22 protein-coding genes and 1 tRNA gene are annotated in these 19,999 nt (G+C 63.9%); 7 read left to right on the top strand and 16 right to left on the bottom strand.

From position 1 onward, the window contains the following. Positions 1-12: 12 nt before the first annotated feature. The 12 genes from nuoH to L6639_RS12790 form a co-directional block, all read right to left on the bottom strand. Positions 13-1,080, bottom strand: coding sequence for an NADH-quinone oxidoreductase subunit NuoH (nuoH, locus tag L6639_RS12845; protein WP_128961317.1), 1,068 nt, complete (start codon positions 1,078-1,080; stop codon positions 13-15). Between the two features lie 6 nt (positions 1,081-1,086). Next, positions 1,087-3,162, bottom strand: coding sequence for an NADH-quinone oxidoreductase subunit NuoG (nuoG, locus tag L6639_RS12840; protein ID WP_237861897.1), 2,076 nt, complete (start codon positions 3,160-3,162; stop codon positions 1,087-1,089). Between the two features lie 5 nt (positions 3,163-3,167). After that, on the bottom strand, positions 3,168-4,493 hold the full coding sequence (nuoF, locus tag L6639_RS12835) for an NADH-quinone oxidoreductase subunit NuoF (protein WP_237861895.1): 1,326 nt from the start codon (positions 4,491-4,493) through the stop codon (positions 3,168-3,170). Between the two features lie 15 nt (positions 4,494-4,508). Further along, positions 4,509-4,712 carry a hypothetical protein gene (locus L6639_RS12830; protein WP_237861893.1) on the bottom strand — a complete coding sequence of 68 codons (204 nt, stop codon included), beginning with the start codon at positions 4,710-4,712 and terminating at the stop codon, positions 4,509-4,511. After that, positions 4,712-5,323, bottom strand: a complete 612-nt coding sequence (nuoE, locus tag L6639_RS12825; RefSeq protein ID WP_237861891.1) for an NADH-quinone oxidoreductase subunit NuoE — start codon at positions 5,321-5,323, stop codon at positions 4,712-4,714. The genes L6639_RS12830 and nuoE overlap by 1 nt, the downstream gene beginning before the upstream one ends. A 10-nt stretch (positions 5,324-5,333) precedes the next feature. Further along, on the bottom strand, positions 5,334-6,296 hold the full coding sequence (locus L6639_RS12820; protein ID WP_237861889.1) for an FkbM family methyltransferase: 963 nt from the start codon (positions 6,294-6,296) through the stop codon (positions 5,334-5,336). After that, on the bottom strand, positions 6,296-7,492 hold the full coding sequence (locus L6639_RS12815; RefSeq protein ID WP_237861887.1) for an NADH-quinone oxidoreductase subunit D: 1,197 nt from the start codon (positions 7,490-7,492) through the stop codon (positions 6,296-6,298). Before L6639_RS12815 ends, L6639_RS12820 begins: the two co-directional genes overlap by 1 nt. 2 nt (positions 7,493-7,494) lie before the next feature. Beyond that, positions 7,495-8,106 carry an NADH-quinone oxidoreductase subunit C gene (locus L6639_RS12810; protein WP_237861885.1) on the bottom strand — a complete coding sequence of 204 codons (612 nt, stop codon included), beginning with the start codon at positions 8,104-8,106 and terminating at the stop codon, positions 7,495-7,497. Positions 8,107-8,117: 11 nt separating this feature from the next. After that, a complete protein-coding gene (locus L6639_RS12805) occupies positions 8,118-8,705 on the bottom strand; it encodes a NuoB/complex I 20 kDa subunit family protein (RefSeq protein WP_237861883.1) in 588 nt (195 codons plus the stop codon). Beyond that, positions 8,696-9,061, bottom strand: a complete 366-nt coding sequence (locus L6639_RS12800; protein WP_092290902.1) for an NADH-quinone oxidoreductase subunit A — start codon at positions 9,059-9,061, stop codon at positions 8,696-8,698. Before L6639_RS12800 ends, L6639_RS12805 begins: the two co-directional genes overlap by 10 nt. A 250-nt stretch (positions 9,062-9,311) precedes the next feature. Continuing rightward, entirely contained in the window at positions 9,312-9,536 is a 225-nt protein-coding gene (locus tag L6639_RS12795; protein WP_237861881.1) for a hypothetical protein, read from the bottom strand. 69 nt (positions 9,537-9,605) lie between these two features. Then, the gene (locus L6639_RS12790; RefSeq protein WP_237861879.1) at positions 9,606-10,121 is read right to left on the bottom strand and encodes a MarR family winged helix-turn-helix transcriptional regulator; all 516 of its coding nucleotides are present in this window, start codon (positions 10,119-10,121) and stop codon (positions 9,606-9,608) included. 196 nt (positions 10,122-10,317) lie between these two features. On the opposite strand from L6639_RS12790, the gene L6639_RS12785 reads away from it, so the two are divergent. Together L6639_RS12785 and L6639_RS12780 are read left to right on the top strand one after the other, a co-directional pair. Next, the gene (locus tag L6639_RS12785; protein ID WP_237861877.1) at positions 10,318-11,508 is read left to right on the top strand and encodes an aromatic ring-hydroxylating dioxygenase subunit alpha; all 1,191 of its coding nucleotides are present in this window, start codon (positions 10,318-10,320) and stop codon (positions 11,506-11,508) included. Between the two features lie 56 nt (positions 11,509-11,564). Further along, positions 11,565-12,857, top strand: a complete 1,293-nt coding sequence (locus L6639_RS12780) for a spinster family MFS transporter (protein WP_237861875.1) — start codon at positions 11,565-11,567, stop codon at positions 12,855-12,857. Positions 12,858-12,863: 6 nt separating this feature from the next. Here L6639_RS12780 and L6639_RS12775 read toward each other — a convergent pair whose 3' ends face one another. Beyond that, positions 12,864-13,766, bottom strand: a complete 903-nt coding sequence (locus L6639_RS12775) for an alpha/beta fold hydrolase (protein ID WP_237861873.1) — start codon at positions 13,764-13,766, stop codon at positions 12,864-12,866. 215 nt (positions 13,767-13,981) lie between these two features. Here L6639_RS12775 and L6639_RS12770 point away from each other — a divergent pair, with 215 nt between their 5' ends. After that, positions 13,982-14,185 carry a hypothetical protein gene (locus tag L6639_RS12770; protein ID WP_237861871.1) on the top strand — a complete coding sequence of 68 codons (204 nt, stop codon included), beginning with the start codon at positions 13,982-13,984 and terminating at the stop codon, positions 14,183-14,185. Between the two features lie 193 nt (positions 14,186-14,378). Here the strand turns inward: L6639_RS12770 and L6639_RS12765 are convergent. Beyond that, a tRNA-Asp gene (locus L6639_RS12765) sits at positions 14,379-14,455 on the bottom strand. A 232-nt stretch (positions 14,456-14,687) separates the two neighbouring features. Between L6639_RS12765 and L6639_RS12760 the strand changes: the two genes are divergently transcribed. Further along, positions 14,688-15,047 carry an HU family DNA-binding protein gene (locus L6639_RS12760; RefSeq protein ID WP_237861870.1) on the top strand — a complete coding sequence of 120 codons (360 nt, stop codon included), beginning with the start codon at positions 14,688-14,690 and terminating at the stop codon, positions 15,045-15,047. A gap of 117 nt (positions 15,048-15,164) precedes the next feature. Further along, positions 15,165-16,412 carry a peptidase T gene (gene pepT, locus L6639_RS12755; RefSeq protein WP_237861868.1) on the top strand — a complete coding sequence of 416 codons (1,248 nt, stop codon included), beginning with the start codon at positions 15,165-15,167 and terminating at the stop codon, positions 16,410-16,412. A gap of 2 nt (positions 16,413-16,414) precedes the next feature. On the opposite strand, the gene L6639_RS12750 is transcribed toward pepT, so the two are convergent. Further along, positions 16,415-17,503, bottom strand: a complete 1,089-nt coding sequence (locus L6639_RS12750) for an AraC family transcriptional regulator (RefSeq protein ID WP_276576233.1) — start codon at positions 17,501-17,503, stop codon at positions 16,415-16,417. A gap of 245 nt (positions 17,504-17,748) precedes the next feature. On the opposite strand from L6639_RS12750, the gene L6639_RS12745 reads away from it, so the two are divergent. Continuing rightward, complete coding sequence (locus tag L6639_RS12745; RefSeq protein WP_237861864.1) at positions 17,749-18,339, top strand: MarR family winged helix-turn-helix transcriptional regulator; 591 nt, start codon at positions 17,749-17,751, stop codon at positions 18,337-18,339. Between the two features lie 7 nt (positions 18,340-18,346). Here the strand turns inward: L6639_RS12745 and L6639_RS12740 are convergent, their stop codons facing one another. Then, positions 18,347-19,240 carry a hypothetical protein gene (locus L6639_RS12740; RefSeq protein WP_237861862.1) on the bottom strand — a complete coding sequence of 298 codons (894 nt, stop codon included), beginning with the start codon at positions 19,238-19,240 and terminating at the stop codon, positions 18,347-18,349. 369 nt (positions 19,241-19,609) lie between these two features. Here L6639_RS12740 and L6639_RS12735 point away from each other — a divergent pair, with 369 nt between their 5' ends. Further along, entirely contained in the window at positions 19,610-19,969 is a 360-nt protein-coding gene (locus L6639_RS12735) for a hypothetical protein (protein ID WP_237861860.1), read from the top strand. Positions 19,970-19,999 lie beyond the last annotated feature (30 nt).

The raw sequence follows: 19,999 nt of genomic DNA, 5'->3' as shown, positions 1-19,999 counted from the left end.
CCATGACGGCCCTCACTTCGGCGCGATGCCGGCGAACTGCAGCACGCCGGCCACCACGACCACCATCGCCAGCGACAGCGGCAGGAACACCTTCCAGCCGAGACGCATCAGTTGGTCATAGCGGTAGCGCGGCACGATCGCCTTTGCCATCGCGAACAGGAAGAACATGAAGAACAGCTTCAGCGAGAACCAGATGATCCCCGGCACCCAGTTGAAGGGCGGCAGGTCCACCGGCGGCAGCCAGCCTCCGAGGAACAGGATCGTGGCCATCGCGCACATCGTGACGATCGCGACGTACTCACCGAGCATGAACAGCAGATACGGCGTCGAGCCGTATTCGACCATGAAGCCGGCGACGAGCTCGGATTCAGCTTCGACAAGGTCGAAGGGCGGACGGTTGGTTTCCGCCAGCGCCGAGACGTAGAACACCACGAACATCGGGAACAGCGGCCAGACGTACCAGTTCAGGATCGTCAGCTGCGGCAGCCCGATCAGGCTGGCAAGACCGCGGACATGCTGGGCCTCGACCACGGCCGAGAGGTTCAGCGTGCCGGCGCAGAGCAGCACCGTGATGATGACGAAGCCGATCGAGACCTCGTAGGACACCATCTGCGCCGCCGAGCGCAGCGCGGCCAGGAACGGGTATTTCGAGTTCGACGACCAGCCGGCCATGATGATGCCGTAGATCGACAGCGACGAGATCGCGAAGATGAAGAGGATGCCGACATTGATGTCGGAGATCACCCAGCCGAGATTGGTCGGGATCACCGCCCAGGCCGCCAGCGCGAGCACGCAGGAGACCAAGGGAGCAAGGAGAAACACGCCCTTGTTGGCGCCGGCCGGAATGATCGGCTCCTTCAGCACGAATTTGAGCAGGTCGGCGAAGGACTGGAACAGGCCCCAGGGCCCGACCACGTTCGGGCCGCGGCGGATCTGCACCGCCGCCCAGATCTTGCGGTCGGCGAGCAGGATGTAGGCGATCGCGACCAGGAGGACGACGAGCACCAGCACGCTCTCCGCGATCATGATGATCAGCGGCCAGAGGAAGCCGGTCCAGAATGCGCTTTCGAAGAATTCCATTCTAGCTCACTCCGCTGCGGTCAGCATCTGCCCGGAGGCAAGCCGCGAGCATTCCGCCATCACGGCGGACGCACGCGCGATTGGGTTGGTCAAATAGAAGTCCTCGATGACGGCCTTGAACGGCGCCTTCTCGGACGAGCCGCCCTTCCCCGCCAGCTTCTTGACCTGGTCGGCGGAGCCGGCCTCGATCTGGTCGAGACGGATCAGATGCGGCACGGCCTTGAACATCGCCTGGCGCAGCGCGGCAAGCGAGTCGTAGCCGAGCTTCTTGCCAAGCGCTTCCGAGAGCGCGCGGATGATCGCCCAGTCCTCCCGGGCTTCGCCCGGCGGGAACGCGGCACGGCCGGTCATCTGCACGCGGCCTTCGGTGTTGACGTAGATCGCTGATTTCTCGGTATAGGCGGCCGCCGGCAGGATCACGTCGGCGCGGTGCGCGCCGCGGTCGCCATGGGTGCCGATGTAGACGACGAAAGTGCCATCAGGCGCCTTGATCTCGTCCGCGCCGAGCAGGAACAGCAGATCCAGCGTGCCGAAAGTCGTCATCTGCGCGGCGTTCAGGCCGCCCTGACCTGCAACAAAGCCGATGTCGAGTGCGCCGACGCGCGAAGCGGTCTCGTGCAGCACGCCAAAGCCGTTCCAGCCGTCCTTCACCGCGCCGACGTCGAGCGCGAGCTTGGCGGCGGCGGCGAGAATGGCAGCGCCGTCGTGGCGCGAGGCTGCGCCTGCGCCGACCAGGATGACGGGATTCTTGGCGTTCTTCAGCACGTCCATGAAGGAGTGCTTGCCGGAGGCGAGCTCGCCGAGCGTCTCGGTGCCTGCGCCGAGATGATCATAGTCGTAAGTGAGATCGGCCTTGGCGCCGATCACACCGACCTTGAAGCCGCCGGCGCGCCAACGCTTGCGGATGCGGGCGTTGAATACGGCCGCCTCCTTCCGCGGATTTGCGCCGATGATGAGAAGCGCATCCGCCTGCTCGACGCCTGCGAGCGTCGGGTTGAAGATGTAGGAGCCGCGGCCGAGCGCGGGATCGAAGGCGTCGCCGCCCTGCACCGCCAGATTGGCCGAGCCGAATTTTGCCAGCAGATCCTTCACCGCGAACATTTCTTCGACGCCGGAGAGATCGCCGGCGATCGCGCCAATGCGCTTGCCGTCGGTTCGCGCCGCCTTGGAGGCGATCGCCGCGAAGGCTTCCGGCCAGCTCGCTGCGCGCAGCTTGCCAGCTTCGCGGATATAGGGCCGGTCGAGGCGCTGGGTGCGCAGGCCGTCGACGATGTGGCGGGTCTTGTCGGAGATCCACTCCTCGTTCACGGCCTCGTTGATGCGCGGCAGCACGCGCATGACTTCACGGCCGCGCGTGTCGACGCGGATCGCAGAGCCGATGCCGTCCATCACGTCGATCGACTGGGTCTTGCCGAGCTCCCAGGGGCGCGCAGCGAATGCATAGGGCTTCGATGTCAGCGCACCGACCGGGCAGATGTCGACGAGATTGCCTTGAAGCTCCGACGTCAGTGCGTGCTGGAGATAGGTCGTGATCTCCATGTCCTCGCCGCGCCCCGTCGCCCCCATCTCAGGGGCGCCGGCGACTTCCGCCGAGAAGCGGACGCAGCGCGTGCACTGGATGCAGCGGTTCATCGAGGTCTTGACCAGCGCACCGAGATACTTGTCCTCGACCGCGCGCTTGTTCTCGGCGAAGCGGCTGGTGTCGACACCATAGCCCATCGCCTGGTCCTGGAGGTCGCACTCGCCGCCCTGATCGCAGATCGGGCAGTCCAGCGGATGGTTGATGAGGAGGAATTCCATCACGCCTTCGCGTGCCTTCTTCACCATCGGCGACCGCGTCGAGATTTCCGGCGGCTCGCCCTTCGGGCCCGGACGGCAATCACGCACGCCCCAGGCACAGGATGCGACCGGCTTGGGGCCGCCCTTCACCTCGACGAGGCACATCCGGCAATTGCCGGCGATCGACAGGCGCTCGTGATAGCAGAAGCGCGGAATCTCTGCGCCGGCCGCCTCGCACGCCTGAAGCAGCGTGTAGTCGGCGGGGACATCGATCTCTTTGCCGTCGATGATGAGCTTGGTCATTCTCTCTACTCCGCCGCGACCATGTTCACGGGATCGCGGACGCCGGCATCGTCGATGTCGGCCTTGTGCGAATACTGGTCGATACGCGCTTCGATCTCATGACGGAAATGCGCGATCAGGCCCTGGATCGGCCAGGCCGCCGCGTCGCCGAGCGCGCAGATGGTGTGGCCTTCGACCTGCTTGGTGACTTCCAGCAGCATGTCGATCTCGCGCTTGTGGGCGCGGCCTTCGGCCATCCGGGTGAGCACGCGCCACATCCACCCCGTGCCCTCGCGGCACGGCGTGCACTGGCCGCAGCTTTCATGCTTGTAGAAATAGGAGATGCGGGCGATGGCACGGATCAGGTCGGTGGACTTGTCCATCACGATCACGGCCGCGGTGCCGAGGCCCGAGCGTAGCTTGCTCAGACTGTCGAAATCCATCGGCGTGTCGATGATCTGCTCGGCCGGTACCATGCGCACCGACGAGCCACCGGGGATCACGGCCTTGAGATTGTCCCAGCCGCCACGGATGCCGCCGCAATGCTTGTCGATCAGCTCACGGAACGGAATGCCCATGGCTTCTTCGACGTTGCACGGCCGCTCGACATGGCCGGAGATGCAGAACAGCTTCGTGCCGACATTGTTCGGACGGCCGATGCCGGCGAACCAGGCGGCGCCGCGGCGCAGGATGTCCGGGGCAACCGCGATCGACTCGACGTTGTTCACGGTGGTCGGGCAACCGAACAGGCCGACATTGGCCGGGAACGGCGGCTTCAGGCGCGGCTGGCCCTTCTTGCCTTCGAGGCTTTCGAGCAGCGCGGTCTCTTCGCCGCAGATATAGGCGCCGGCGCCGTGCGCGACGTAGATGTCGAACGGCCAGCCGTTGACGTTGTCCTTGCCGACGAGCTTGGCGTCATAGGCCTGGTCGATCGCGGCCTGTAGGTGCTCGCGCTCGCGGATGAATTCGCCGCGGACATAGATGTAGCAGGTGTGCGCGTTCATCGCGCAGCTGGCGATCAGGCAGCCCTCGATCAGGAGATGCGGATCGTGCCGCATGATCTCGCGATCCTTGCAGGTGCCGGGCTCGGATTCGTCGGCGTTGACGACGAGATAGCTCGGACGGCCGTCGGTGGATTCCTTCGGCATGAAGGACCACTTCAGACCGGTCGGGAAGCCGGCGCCGCCGCGGCCGCGCAGGCCCGACGCCTTCATCTCGTTGATGATCCAGTCGCGGCCCTTGTCGATGATAGTCTTGGTACCATCCCAGGCGCCGCGGCGCCGCGCGCCCTCGAGCCCCCAATCATGGAGGCCGTAGAGGTTCTTGAAGATGCGATCCTTGTCCTCGAGCATATCAGTGCTTTCCGATCAACGGTTGGCCTGCTTGTAGGCAAGCCCGGCGGCGCAGACGGCGAAGGTCAGCGCCCAGAGCAGACTGGATTCCTGCGTCGCGTTCATCACGAAGCGCTGCAGCAGGAACATGAAGGCGGCGGCGAGCGCGGAGTGCATGGCGATGAAGCCCCATTTCTTCACGGCTTCGCTCCCCCGATTCGCCTTGGACGGAAGACCCATCAGGAGGTCTCCTTCAGCGTGGTCGGCCCGCCCATCGGCGCGGAGAACTGGCGGCCGTTCTGCGGACCGGGCTTGGGCGGATTGCCCGACGCGAAACCGTCGAGCACCTTGCCGAAGCTTTCCGCGGTCAGGTCCTCATAGGTGTCCTTGCCGATCAGCACCATCGGCGCGTTCACGCAGGCGCCCAGGCACTCCACCTCTTCCCAGCTGAAATTGCCGTCCTTGGAGAGGTGGAAGGGATCGTGATGGATCCGGCTCTCGCAGACATGGATCAGATCTTCGGCGCCGCGCAGGCGGCACGGCGTGGTGCCGCAGACCTGGACGTGGGCCTTCTTGCCGACGGGGGCGAGCTGGAACATCGTGTAGAAGGTCGCGACCTCGAGCACGCGGATATAGGGCATGTCGAGCAGGTCGGCGACGGCGCGGATCGCGGCTTCCGAAACCCAGCCGTCATGCTGCTCCTGGACGCGCCAGAGAATGGCGATGACGGCCGACGCCTGACGTCCGGCTGGATATTTCGCGATCTGCTGCTTGGCGAACGCGAGGTTCTCGTCCGTGAACGTAAAGCTCGCGGGCTGGACTTCCTTCGGTGCTAATCGGCGAACGGACATATCTGATCTCTCACTGCATGCGGCGCGCGGTTTTGGCGTTCAGGGCATTGATCCTGTCCTGCCAGAACGCGCTTGCGGTGCCGAAAACGTTGTAGCCGACGTGGGTCGAGACCTTGATGCGGTCGAGGATCGACAGCTCGGTCACGGTCTCCAGCCGGTTGGTGCGCGGATCGAGCACGATCAGCTTCATCGGGGTCTGTTCGAGGATGTAGCGCGACACCGCATGAGAACGGTCGCTGCCGTGCTCCTCGCACATGATGACGCTGTCGGTCTGAAGCAGGCGAGCGCCGCCCTTGATCGCCTCGATCTCGACGCCCTCGACGTCGAGCTTGATCAGGTATTTGCCTGATGCCGGGACCTTGCCGTCGTCGATGAGGTCATCGAGTGCAAGGACAGGCACTTCTTCGCCGCCCGCCGATGCGTCGCCGGCGATGCTGAAGGCTTCGTGCTTGGTGCCTGACAGATGCGCGGTGCCGCGGGCAGCGCCGATCGCGCACTTCATGGTCTCGAAGCGGTTGCCGTTGATGCGCGAATTATTGGCGAGCTTCGGATAGTTCTGGCCCGACGGCTCGATCGCGATCGCCTTGTGCGAACCGAACGGCTTGCTCGACACCAGCACCGACCAGTAGCCGTAGTTCGCACCGCAATCGAGCAACGTGTAATCGACGTCGATGGAGTCGCTGAACAAGAGCTCCAGCTCGTCCTCATAGCAATAGGACCGGTTGAGCAGCTTGCTCCAGTAACCGTCGCCGTACGGGAATTCGAACACGGCGTCCGGGTTGAGCTTGATCGCGATGTTGCGCTCGGGCAGCGTCTTCCGCAGCAAATTCGCGCAGGCGATGTAGCCCATGTGCGAGAAGTGCGAGGAGATCTTCGAGCCCGTCACCAGCGCCAAGGCAGCCGTCCGCTCCCACAGGTTGGCCCCTTCAAGGGCCCCCGAGGCACGGTCAAACTGGATTGGCGCCTGCGCCATCACCGATCGACCTCTCCGAACACGATGTCGAGCGAGCCGAGAATGGCCGAGACGTCGGCAAGCAGATGGCCGCGGCAGATGTGGTCCATCGCCTGGAGATGGGCAAAGCCCGGCGCGCGGATCTTGCACTTGTAGGGCTTGTTGGTGCCGTCGGAGATCAGATAGACGCCGAACTCGCCCTTGGGCGCTTCGACCGCGGCGTAGACCTCGCCTTCCGGCACGTGAACGCCTTCGGTGTAGAGCTTGAAGTGGTGGATGAGGGCTTCCATCGACCGCTTCATCTCGCCACGACGGGGCGGCGCGACCTTGTTGTCCTCGACGACGACGGGGCCCTTGCCATCAGGCGCGTTCAGCTTCTGGATGCACTGCTTCATGATGCGCACCGACTGGCGCATCTCTTCCATGCGGATCAGGTAGCGGTCGTAGCAGTCGCCGTTCTTGCCGATCGGAATGTCGAAATCCATCTCGGCATAGCATTCATAGGGCTGCGACTTGCGCAGGTCCCAGGCCGCGCCCGAGCCACGCACCATCACGCCGGAGAAACCCCACTCCCAGGCTTCCTTCAGCGGCACCACGCCGATGTCGACGTTGCGTTGCTTGAAGATGCGGTTGGCGGTGAGCAGGCGGTCGAGGTCATCGACCACTTCGAGGAACGGATCACACCAGGCCTCGATGTCGTCGACCAGCTTCTGCGGCAGGTCCTGGTGCACGCCGCCGACACGGAAGAAGGCTGCGTGCATGCGGCTGCCCGAGGCGCGCTCGTAAAACACCATCAGCTTCTCGCGCTCTTCGAAGCCCCACAGCGGCGGGGTCAGCGCGCCGACGTCCATCGCCTGCGTGGTGACGTTGAGCAGATGCGACAGGATGCGGCCGATCTCGCAATAGAGCACGCGGATCAACTGGCCGCGACGCGGCACCTCGATGCCGAGCAGCTTCTCGGCGGCGAGGCAGAAGGCGTGCTCCTGGTTCATCGGCGCGACGTAGTCGAGCCGGTCGAAATACGGGATCGCCTGCAGATAGGTCTTCTGCTCGATCAGCTTTTCAGTGCCGCGGTGAAGCAGGCCGATATGCGGATCGACGCGAGCGACGACTTCACCGTCGAGCTCCAGCACCAGACGCAGCACGCCGTGCGCGGCTGGATGCTGCGGCCCGAAGTTGATGGTGAAATTACGAAGCTGTTCAGGTTGCTCGTTCATGATCAGGCCTTCGGTCCTGCCTTCTCGTCACCGGGAAGCGGATAGTCCGCCCCTTCCCATGGCGAGAGGAAATCGAACTTGCGGAATTCCTGGTTGAGCCGGACCGGCTCGTACACCACCCGCTTCTCCTGGTCGTCGTAGCGGACCTCGAGGAAGCCGGTCAGCGGGAAATCCTTGCGCAGCGGATGCCCCTCGAAGCCGTAATCGGTGAGGATGCGGCGCATGTCGGGGTGACCGACGAAGAACACGCCGTAGAGGTCGTAGGCCTCGCGCTCGAACCAGTCGGCGCCGGGGAACACCTCGATCAGCGACGGCACCTGCGTGGTCTCGTCGGCCTGGGCCTTGAGACGGATGCGCGTGTTCAGGGTCGGTGACAGGAAGTGATAGATCACGTCGAAACGCTTTTCGCGCGACGGATAGTCGGCCGCCGTGATGTCGGTGAAGTTGACGAAACGGCAGTTCGGATCGTCGCGGAGGTACTTGACCACCTCGACGATCTTGCTGGCCTCGACATCAACCGCGAGCTGGTTGAAGGCCACCTGATAACCGGTGGCAGCGCCCGGAAGCGCGCTCACGATCGTCTGCCCCAGGGCGTCGAGCTTGGCGTCGTCCATGACGTAAAACCTTAGCGTTCGATGGTGCCGATGCGGCGGATCTTCTTCTGCAGCAGCAGCACGCCGTAAAGCAGCGCTTCCGCCGTGGGCGGGCAACCCGGCACATAGATGTCGATCGGGACGATGCGGTCGCAGCCGCGCACGACCGAGTAGGAATAGTGGTAATAGCCGCCGCCATTGGCGCAGGAGCCCATCGAGATCACGTAGCGCGGCTCGGGCATCTGGTCGTAGACCTTGCGCAGCGCCGGCGCCATCTTGTTGGTCAGCGTGCCGGCGACGATCATCACGTCGGACTGGCGCGGCGAGGCACGCGGCGCAAAGCCAAAGCGCTCGACGTCATAGCGCGGCATCGACACCTGCATCATCTCGACCGCGCAACAGGCGAGACCGAAGGTCATCCACATCAGCGAGCCGGTACGGGCCCAGGTGATGAGGTCGTCGGTCGCAGCCGTGAAGAAGCCCTTGTCGGAGAGCTCGGAATTGACCTCAAGAAAGAACGGATCATTGGCCCCGACCGGCTTGCCGGTCGACGGGTCCAGGATGCCCTTGGGCGCCGGCGCCACGACCGGACCGGAGGACGTTGCAGGGTTCAATCCCATTCGAGTGCGCCTTTCTTCCATTCATAGGCGAAGCCCACCGTCAGAACGGCGAGGAACACCAGCATGGACCAGAAGCCGGTCGCGCCAAGCTTGCCAAACGCCACCGCCCACGGAAACAGGAACGCCACTTCGAGGTCGAAGATGATGAAGAGGATGGCGACCAGATAGAAGCGGACGTCGAACTTCATGCGGGCATCGTCGAAGGCATTGAAACCGCACTCATACGCCGACAGCTTTTCCGGATCCGGCTGCTGGAACGCCACGATGAAGGGCGCGATCAGGAGCACCAGGCCGATGATGGCCGCTACCCCTATAAAGACGACGAGTGGAAGATAGTTCTGTAGAATGCCGCTCATTGACGAGCCCTTTTTCCCGCAGCCTCGGGACAGCCACGGATTCGTCCGATTTGGAATTATTCTGAGCCTTAGCGCAGTGCACCAATGGGCGCAAGACACGCTCTTTTCAGGCCCTTTGCTGCTCCCAGACCGGTGGAAATCCCGGAATCACCCGGCGGCTGGTATGGAGCAGATCGCCCGACGCGACAAGGGCAGGCACAGATTTGCAGGGCAGCAGTTTCTGAGATTGCGGCGGACCCGCCACGCCCCGCTATTTGCCCTGGATCGCCGGCGGAAATGGCCGGGTTTTCTCGCTGCGGCGACGCACCCAAACCCAGGCGACGACCGCCACCGGTGGCCCGACTGTCACCCAGGCGACATACTGGCCCGCCGTTCCCCAGAGCAGCGCAGCCAACAGACCCGTGCTGGTCGCGGCGGCGAGCAAGACCGGTGCAGCAAAGACACGTATCCATAGGCGCGCGGTCAGGGGAGCCATGCGTCACGACGGGACCGGGGCTCGTCTAGCGAATGCGTCATGTCAGGAGATCCGGAGATACCCGGACGATCAGCGCACAACCTTCTCGGCTTCGAGCATCGCTTCCGCGGTTGCGGTGAGACGATCGATTTGCGCGAGCAGCGTCACGAGTTCGTCATTGCTCAATTGCTCGAGCAACATCTGGTTGCGCTCCCGCGCGCCTTCGACGATCACATCATGCGCGGCGAGGCCTGCTGGTGTCAGCGACACCAGCACCTCGCGACTATCCTTCGGATTTGTCGACTTCTCGATCAGCTTGCGCGATACGAGTTCCGCCAATGCACGGCTGATCTGCCCCTTGTCCTGACCGACCGCTTCGGCGAGCCGGGCCACGCTCATCGATGGCCGCCGGCCGAGCGAGGCGACCAGACCGAACTCGACCGAGGACAATCCGGCGAGACGCTTGTAGCGCAGGATGGCGCCACGCTTGAGCAGATTGGCCAGCACCATCAGCCGTGACGACAGCATCACGGTGATCGGGGCCGGCGAATGATTGTCGTCCGTATCGGACGATGCACGCCCGTCCCTGCTCGATGTCTGGCTCATGGCCCACCTCTGCCAAGAAAGCCAGGACGTGCCAAGTGGTCGTAGAGCGTTGGTAGCGCAACCTGCCCAATCTGTCCCAAATGCGCTTGTGAAGCACCCTGGGATGATCGTTGACATTGTCATCGAATTATTTTTCACTAGCTCAACGCGCCAGGAGCGACGGGGCCACCCAAGGCCCGCGGCGGGAGGAACCAGCATGACGATGACCCAGCGGGATCGCGATCTCGGCACAGCCTATGCGATGAAGCCGGCGCTCACGCGCATCGAGCTCACCTCGGTCGTACGCGGCACGCCGATGGGCGAATTGCTCCGCCGCTACTGGCATCCGGTCGGCCTCGTCAGCGACGCCACCGACACGCCGAAGAAGGTGCGCGCACTTGGCGAGGACCTCATCCTGTTCCGCGACAAGCACGGCCGCGTCGGCCTGCTTCACGCCCGCTGCTGCCATCGCGGCACCACGCTCTACTACGGCAAGGTCGAAGAGGACGGCATCCGCTGCTGCTACCACGGCTGGAAGTTCGACACCGAGGGTCATTGTCTAGAGCAACCCTGTGAGCCCGATGGCGGCCAGTTCGAGGACAAGGTGCGCCAGCCCTGGTACCCCGTCGAGGAGCGCTACGGCTTGATCTTCGCCTATATGGGCCCGGCCGAGAAACGTCCGGTGCTGCCGGCTTACGAGTGCCTCGAAAACATGGACGACGGCGAGTTCGTCGAGGCCGACGATTCATCGATCGGTGGCGGCGGACCGGCAATCATTCCCTGCAACTGGCTGCAGCATTTCGAGAACGTGGTCGATCCCTATCACGTGCCGGTCCTGCACGGCTCGTTCTCGGGGCCGCAATTCACCAACATGATGGCCTCGATGCCGGAGGTGACGTTCGACAAGACGCCACGCGGCATCGCCGTGCGCTCGATCCGCAAGCAGGACGACGGCAAAGTTTTTTACCGCGTCACCGAAGCCGCCCTCCCCACGCTGCGCGTGGTTCCCAATCCGCGCGTCGCCCAATTTGCCCGTGTCGAGTCGATCGGCTGGACGCTGCCGATCGACGACACCTCGTTCCGCATCTATGTCGCCGGCCGCGTCAAGACATCAGGCGACATCGGCCGCATGCGCTCGAAGTTCAACGGAAAATTCTGGTGGGACATGACGGAAGAAGAGCACCAGCAATTCCCCGGCGATTACGAGGCCCAGGTCGGCCAGGGCCCGGTGACCGTTCATTCCGAGGAGCATTTCGGCCAAAGCGACCGCGGCATCCTGATGATCCGGCGCATGCTGGGCGAGCAACTGGAAGCGATGGAAGCAGGCCGTGACCCGGTCGGCGTTTCATTCGACACAGGCGCGCCGCAAGTCGCGTTCGAAGCGGGGAACTACATCCGCGAAGGCTAGTCAGCCCGAACTGGGCTGGACCAACGATAACAACAAAAGACAGATTGGGGGGAGCGATGGTCGATGTGACGTCACAAATGTCGGTGCAGACCACCTCCGCGGAGAAACCCACGGCGCGGCGCTATTACGTGCTCGGCCTGCTCACCATCATCTACGCGCTGAACTTTCTCGACCGCACGATCTTCAACGTCCTGATCGAGCCGATCAAGAAGGAGTTTCAACTCAGCGACACCATGATGGGCCTGCTCGCGGGCTTCGGCTTCGCGCTGTTCTATTCCCTGCTCGGCATTCCCATCGCGCGCGTCGCCGACCGGCTCAACCGCCGCAACATCGTGGCGATCGCCTTCGCGTTCTGGAGCGCAATGACGGCGCTGTGCGGCGCCGCGTCGAGCGTGACAGCGCTCGCGTTTGCGAGGATCGGCGTCGGCATCGGCGAATCCGCGGGCTCCCCGGCCTCGCAATCGATCGTCGCCGACCTGTTTGCCAAGAACGAGCGCCCGCGTGCGCTCGGCGTCTACGCCATCGGCACCTATCTCGGTGTCTTCCTCGGCTATTTCGTCGGCGGCTATGTCAATCAGCACTATGGCTGGCGCATGGCCTTCTATGTCGCGGGCGTGCCGGGCATCCTGCTCGCGCTGACCCTGTGGCTGACGATCTCCGAGCCAAAGCGCGGCGCGATGCAGGAGAGCTTCGTGCCCGAGCCACTCGGACCGACGCTGCGCTTCCTCGCTTCGCAGCAGAGCTTTATGATCGTGCTGATCGGCTTCTGCCTCACGACCTACACCAATTACGCGACCGCGGCCTGGATCCCGCCGTTCCTGGCGCGCGTGCATCATCTGTCGAGCGCCGAGATCGGCACCTATGCCGGCACCTTCAAGGGGCTTGCCGGCATGGCCGGCACCCTGCTCGGAGGCTTCGTGGTGGCACAAGTGAGCCGCCGCGACGACCGCTGGAAGCTGTGGGCGCCGGCGATCACCTCAGGCCTCGCCGGTCCCGTCTTTGCGCTCTGCATGCTGACGCAGGATTTCGCGATGATGGTCGCGATGCTGGCGCTGACCTCCTTCCTGGTCGGCTTCCATCTCGGGCCGATCTTCGCGATTGCGCAGACGGTGGCCAGGCCCAGCATGCGGGCGCTGGCCTCGGCTCTGATCGCGCTCACCGCGACCTGCTTCGGCCAGGGTGTCGGCCCGCTCGCCGTCGGCGTGGTCAATGATGCGCTGAAGGGCAGCTACGGCAATGATGCCGTGCGCTATTCGCTGCTCTCAGCGGCGGTCACGACCACGCTCGGCGCGCTTCTGTTCATCTGGGCGGCGCGGACCATCCGCGCCGATATCGTCAGGGCGGGCTGAGCCCCCTCAAGCCGCCATGAACGAAAGCATGTCCGCAATCAGCCGCTCGCCGTGCGTCAGCGGCAGAGGGTGCGGCGCGCCCTCGTAGACGATCAGCTTGCTGCCCTTGATCAGTTTCGCGGTCTTGGCTCCCGTCAAGGGCAGCGGCGCGCTGGCATCCTTGTCGCCATGCAGGATCAGCGTCGGGCGATCGATCCTGGCGGCAGCCGCGCGCAGATCGGAGAGGGAGATGGTCTTGCGGCAGGCCATCGCCACCGGCAACGGCACGCGCAGCATCATCTCGCGGATCCAGGTCCGCGTGATCTCCGGCGTCTCGGGCAGGAAGAACGGCGCCTCATTCGCCGCAATCCATTTGGCGAAGTCGCGCGCGACGGCCGCGTTGTCGGCCTCGATCATCGCCCTCGGAACAGCATCCGGATTGTCTTCGGTCTTGACCAGAAACGGCGTCGTCGGCGCGACCAGCACCAGCCTTGCGATCCGGTCCGAGCCATATCGTCCGAGATAGTTCACCGCCTCGACCGTCCCCATCGAGAAGCCCACCAGCGTGACGTCACGCAGATTGCGTGCCTCGATCACCGCGGCGACATCGTCGGTCAGTGTGTCCAGGTCATAGCCCGATGAGGGCATCTCCGATCGGCCATGTCCGCGCCGGTCAGGCGCAACGCAACGAAAGCCTTTCGCAGTGAGAGCCTCGATCTGACTGCCCCAGGTGCTGGCATCGAAGGTCCAGGCCGTCAGCAGCAGCACAGGCTTTCCGTTGCCCCAGTCCTGCACGAACAGTTTCGTGCCGTCCCTGGCGGTCACATAGGGCGATCGCACAGCAGGTTGGGCCGCTGCTGGCGCACTTGTGCCCGATGCCGCCAAGGCGGTTCCGAGTAGCGTGGCTTCGAGGACGGTTCGACGGTTCATGGTGCTTCTCCCTTGCCGGATTGTTCGCGGCCGATGGAAGCGATCATGACGAGCTGACGGGGCCTGTGCGATTACGCGGCAGGTAAGAGGGCCCAAGGCGAAGCGGTGAAATCGCCAGATGAAACCATTTTGCGGAACCCGCGAAACGATCCGGAAACAGATGCTCCTTAAGACATCAGCCTACAGACGGCGCCAAAGCCCGTCGGGAGGCTTCGATGAACCACTCAATTCACTCTGCAGATCGGGGTACCCACCTGAAGATCGTGGTGGTGGCGCTGGTGGCCGGCATCGCAGTGGCCGCCTTCGGGATCGCAGCCCGCACCAACGCCGAATTTAGCCAGACCGCCCAGTCCACTCATGTGATCAAGGCCGGCAAGCCGGTGGCGATCACGAGCTCGGGCACCTCTGAAATTCGCTAATCGCCGAAAAAGGTCCGACTTGAGATGCAATGGCTGCCACGAGGCGGCCTTTTGCTTTCCTGAAACGACTGAAGATCAGCACACAACATCTTGATAAGACAAATGAATTTGCCGCCTGATCAGCGGCGGTCGCACGACGGGCGTGGTTTGGATAGTGATGGTGGCGGCGAAGGGAGGAAGATGTTGCCAAAAATGGCGCGAGAGACGGGGCTCGAACCCGCGACCTCCGGCGTGACAGGCCGGCGCTCTAACCAACTGAGCTACTCCCGCGTGACGCGATGTCCGCGGAACGAGGGGGGACTTAAAGGCGTGACATTGTGAAGTCAAGGACGTTGGCACCCACAGCCGGAATAGTCCCGTGTCGCGCCGCCAGCGCGCAGGTATCGTCCCTCCCACATCCCGCGACGTAGTCAGCCCGGTCCCGAATCGTCTACGCCTTCCGTTACTTGCGAGGTTCCGAGGCCCTCTCTCCGCGACCCCGCAAGAATCGAGGAGGCCAGACATGGCTAAGAAGGACTCGGCTAAGAAGGACTCGGCTAAGAAGGACTCGGCCAAGAAGGATTCGGCGAAGAAGGCCACCGCCCCCGCCACGATCACGCTCAAGCACCTGGCCGCCGACATCGCTGAGAGCCAGGACCTCTCCAAGAAGCATGCCGAAGCGGTCCTGACCGACATGGTCGACCTCATCACCAAGCACCTCAAGAAGGGCGACCGCGTTCGTATCGTTGGGCTCGGCATCCTTCAGGTTCGCAAGCGCGCCGCCCGCACCGGCCGCAATCCAGCCACGGGCGAAGCCATCCACATCAAGGCCAGCAAGAAGGTCGCGTTCCGCCCGGTCAAGGAGCTGAAAGAGGCGATCTGAGCGCTCACGCTTCGTTAAGCCTGATCCAGCGTCGCCGGTGCCGCAACGCCGCCCGCTTTCTGGTATATCGGCTGCTTCCCAACACCTGCTCCCCAAAGCCCGGCGGTTTGACCAGAAATGTCCCTGACCTTCACGCATACCGTGACCGAACGCTTCCTGCGCTACGTCACCATCGACACCCAGTCCGATCCGAATTCCCCTGCCTCGCCATCGACCGAGAAGCAAAAGGATCTCGGCCGCGTTCTTGTGACAGAGCTGAAGGCCATGGGCGTCGCGGATGCCCATCTCGACGATTACGGCTACGTCTACGCGACGATCCCGGCCAACACGACCAAGAAAGTGCCGGTGATCTGCTTCTGCTCGCACATGGACACCTCGCCCGACGTCACCGGCAAGGACGTCAAGCCGCAGGTCGTGAAGAACTATCGCGGCGGCGACATCACGCTGCCGGGCGACGCCAGCCAGGTGATCCGCTTCACCGAGCATCCCGCGCTGAAGCACCAGATCGGCAACGACATCATCACCACCGACGGCACTACGCTGCTCGGCGCCGACAACAAGGCCGGTGTCGCCGAAATCATGGATGCCGCGCATTTCTTCATCAACAACCCGGACGTGAAGCACGGCACCATCAGGATCCTGTTCACGCCGGATGAAGAGATCGGCCGCGGCGTCGACAATGTCGACATCAAGAAGCTCGGCGCCGACTTCGGCTACACCATGGACGGCGAGAGCGCCGGCAGCGTCGAGGACGAGACCTTCTCCGCCGACGGCGCCACCATCACCATCACGGGCGTCAGCGCCCACCCTGGTTATGCCAAGGGCAAGATGGAGCACGCCATCAAGATCGCGGCCGCCATCGTCGAGCGACTCCCGAAGGAAGGCTGCTCGCCCGAGACCACCTCAGGCAAGCAGGGTTTTCTGCATCCGGTCGGCATCGAAGGCGCGCTGGAACAGGCGACGCTCTCCTTCATCGTCCGCGACTTCACCGAGGAAGGGCTGAAGGACAAGGAAGCCTTGCTCGAGAGCATCGTCAAGGACGTGATGAAGGACTACCCGCGCTCGACCTACAAGTTCGAGGTGCGCGAGCAGTACCGCAACATGAAGCAGGTAATCGATCGTTACCCGCATATCCTCGAATACGCCATCGAGGCGATCCGCCGGGCCGGCCTGCGCCCGATGCGCACCGCGATCCGCGGCGGCACCGACGGCTCGCGCCTCTCCTTCATGGGCCTGCCCTGCCCCAACATTTTTGCGGGCGAGCACGCGTTTCACTCGCGGCTGGAATGGGTGAGCCGGCAGGACATGGAAAAGGCGGTGCAGACCATCGTGCATCTGGCGATGATCTGGGAGGAGAAGGCCTAAGCTCATCTGCTGCGATTGCCCGGCATTCTCACCGCGCGCCGGCGATTGGACGGCTTTGATCGGCCGCCGTGGGTGACGCGAAATTGCCGCGGCGTCGAGCCGGTCCAGCGGGCGAAGGCGTTGGTGAAGGAGCTTGTCTCGCGGTAGCCGAGCAGCCAGGCGATCTGCGAGATCGGAAGCTCGCGCTCACTCAGATAGCGTTTGGCCAGCAGCGACCGCAGCTCTGCGAGCAATTCCGAGAACGTCACGCCCTCCTCCGCCAGCGCGCGAGCGAGCGTCCGGCGGCTCATGCCGAGACGTCCCGCAATCATGGCAGCATTGGCCTGCCCATGTGGCAAGGCCTGAGCGATCGCCTCCTCGACGCGAGATCGCAAGCTCGATCGTGGCTGCGGCCGCTTGCCCAGGGCCTCGTTGGCGTAACTCAACAGCAGGCGGTTGAGATAGGAGTCCGCGTCGACGGATCGAAGCGACGCCGTGCCCGCGGCAAAGACGATCTCGTCGGCATAAGATCCAAAGTGGACTTCGCAGCCGAGAAAGTTTTTGATCCCGGCCGAAAGTTCGGGACGATGATGCCTCACCCTGATCTGCTGCGGCGCCAATCGGTTGTTGGTGAGCCGCCGGCAGACGCGCACCAGGGCGCCGATCCAGAACTCCACCTGATGGCGGTCGGATTGACGCTCGACGTCGAGATAGTGAAGCGAAATCGCAGTGCCGCGATCGAGATCGACGGATAGCTGAACCCCTTCGTTGTTCAGCGTGCTGTAGCGCGCGGCATTGCGAAGCGCGTCCGCGACGGTCTCCGACGACGCCATGACGTAATACAGAAGACCGATCTCGCGGAGATCGAAGTCCTGCGACAGATGGAAGCCGAGATGCTCGTCGCCGAGCTCCCGAGCCGCCAGATCAAGCAGCTTGATCTGTGCGGCCACGTCGAGCCGGCGGGCCGGCTCGTCGATCAGCGCAAGCGCCAGCCCTGCCCGCGACGCCATCTGTGCAAGATCCCGTCCGGCGTCGCGAACGCGCGCGCAAGCCAATCGCGCGATCCCGCCTGATGCGCTGGGGATGGAACTGAAGCGATTGGTGTGGTGCATGGCAGTATCAATCGCGATTGACCCCGATCGCCAAATCGCCGGCTCGCAATCACAACACGGAACCGCAGCCCGCTCCTAGATCACAGGACGGGCGGCACGATTGATTCTGCGAGCGTTGACGCCCCTGAGCCTGCGATTTCACAGGCAGCAACCTTGTCCACCCTTGATCTGGGTCAACGAAAACCGCCGCCGGCCGGGCGTGCCGCACGCCGGCAGACCTCCCTCCGTCCTTATCCGAGCTGATCATGCCCCTCATACGCGAAACAGTTGAGTTGCTGGTTCAGGCGGCGGGCGCCTGCCAGGTTCTGGACGATCTGCGCGGATTGCGTGACCGGGAATGGAAGGCGCTGCGATTCCTCGCGCGAGCCAACAGATTCTCGAAATCCCCGACGGCAGTCGCCGACTATATCGGCACGACCCGGGCGACCGCGACACAGATCATCAAGACGCTCGAGGACAAATCATATGTGGTCCGCGAACCTGCCCCCAGCGACAAGCGGTCGGTGATGCTTTGCGTGACCCCACAAGGCAACAAACTGCTTGCCCAGCATGACCCGATCAGCGGCATGGCGAACGCGATCGCGACACTGGTCGCGGAGGATCGCCTGAAGCTCAGGAATGCGTTGAACGAAATCCTGAACCGCATCGACGCACCACGCACCGAAACCAGCGCCGGTCGTTGCAGCGACTGTATTTTTCTTCGCAGAAGTGCCGACGCGCGCCTGAACAAGGCGCGCACCGATACCGAGTTTCGGTGCCGGCTTCATCGGGCCCAGCTGACCCTTCAGGAAACCGAGCAGCTTTGCACCAGCTTCGAACGCGCCAGCGGCGACTGAAGGCCGGCTACGGCACCGGCATGGCACGCCGGCTGCGATGGAAACGGTTGGAACTGGCCATCCAGTTCGGCAGCGGCTCGCCATCGCGGTGACGCCCGCCCGCCACGGCCGCAGCCCAGGCCACGGCAGCGCCGATCAGGGCCGCCGCTGCAACCGAGAAGGCGACGATGACCGAATTGCGCCTGGCGCGATTGATCGCCGTGTGGGCGTCGGCGATCGACGCATCGACGCGCCGCTCGGCGTCGGGTGCGCCCAGTCCCGTCAGCGCCGCGACCTGCTGCACGAGGTAGGCACGATCATCGACGGTGATGCCGGTGTGGCTCGATGACGTCATCAGGATGCGCCCGGCTTCGGCACGGGCTTCCCGCATGTCGGTGTTGACAGGTCGGCGTGGGGCGCGGAACAACTTGTCGAGCTCGTAGCTGAGCAAGGGCTCGGCGGAGGTCGCGTTGCCGGCTCCGCTGCGCACCGGCGAGCGCTCGATCGCCGCGGCACCGATGATCGCCAGCAGCGCGGCACCGATCAGAATGGCCAGTGCCCATGACATCAGCCCGTGCAGCCCGTCGCGCCGCTCGCCGTCATCCTCAATCGTTGCAAGCGTGGGCGCCGGCCTGGCCGTGCGGCCGGCGATGTAGCCGCCGAAGCCAAAACTGACGATCGCCTGGATGATCAGATACAGTCCTGACAGCAGCGCCAGCGCGGCCGAGGCGTCGCGCCAGGTCGGCGACGCCGAGCTGACTCCGAGGCCAATGGCCACGCCAAAGCTGACCAGAATGAACGACATTGCGCCGGACGCGAAAGCGCCTGATATGACGGAGCTCCACTGGATGCTCCGCTGCTCCTCGGCGGCGATGAAGCCGCCTTCCACGATGTTGTCCTGCACGAGAGTTTCAATCGTCATAGCGGGTCTCTCAGCGCAGGCCGAAGAACGACAAGATCGCCATGATCACGACGATCAGGCCGATCAGATAGATCAGTCCGTCCATAGTCCCTTCCTCCTCAAACGCTCCGGGGCGCTAATGAGGGGGACCGGAGAACGTTCCTAAATTTTACAAGCTGCCGGAACGAACCAGCGAGACCGAAATTGTCTCTGCAAGTCCCAACGGATGAAGATTGTGAGCACAGAAGAGGCCTCAGCCGGTCAGCCCCGGGCTGGGGCCTTTTCGTTCGGGCGCTCGCGACATCAGGTTCCCCACACGTAACAATGTTGCGGGTCGACACTGTTCCGGCCGCCGTGCTACCGGAGGCAGATCAGGAACCGAGCGCCACAGTGACCACGCCCCGCCGCATCTCCAGCTTTTGCTCCCCGCGCAACTGGCGTGGGTTGGTGGCTGTCGTGGTGGCGACCATCTACCTGCTTGCGGGCGTGCTCCATGGCGCGCACGACATCGATGTCACCAGCCCTTCGGGCGGATCGGAGATCGCATCGCTCCTCGACAGCGGTTTTGACGGCCACGGCGATCACAAGGCGCTGGCAGGCCATCACTGCCACGGCTGCTTCTCCGTCGCTGTCGTGCAGCCGCTGCAATCCGGCGCCGCGACAGACCTGATGGCAGCGCCGGTTCAGCAGCGCGTGCCTGCGCTGATCGGAATTGCGCCCGATACGGTCTCCCCGCCCCCCAAGTCCTGACTGAACTGATCAGCCGGGCGCTGCGGCGCC

The sequence above is a fragment of the Bradyrhizobium zhengyangense genome, from assembly GCF_022012555.1.
GTDB lineage: Bacteria > Pseudomonadota > Alphaproteobacteria > Rhizobiales > Xanthobacteraceae > Bradyrhizobium > Bradyrhizobium zhengyangense.
The sequence above is the reverse complement of the archived record's forward strand: the minus strand, read 5'-3'. Positions and strand labels throughout refer to the sequence as shown.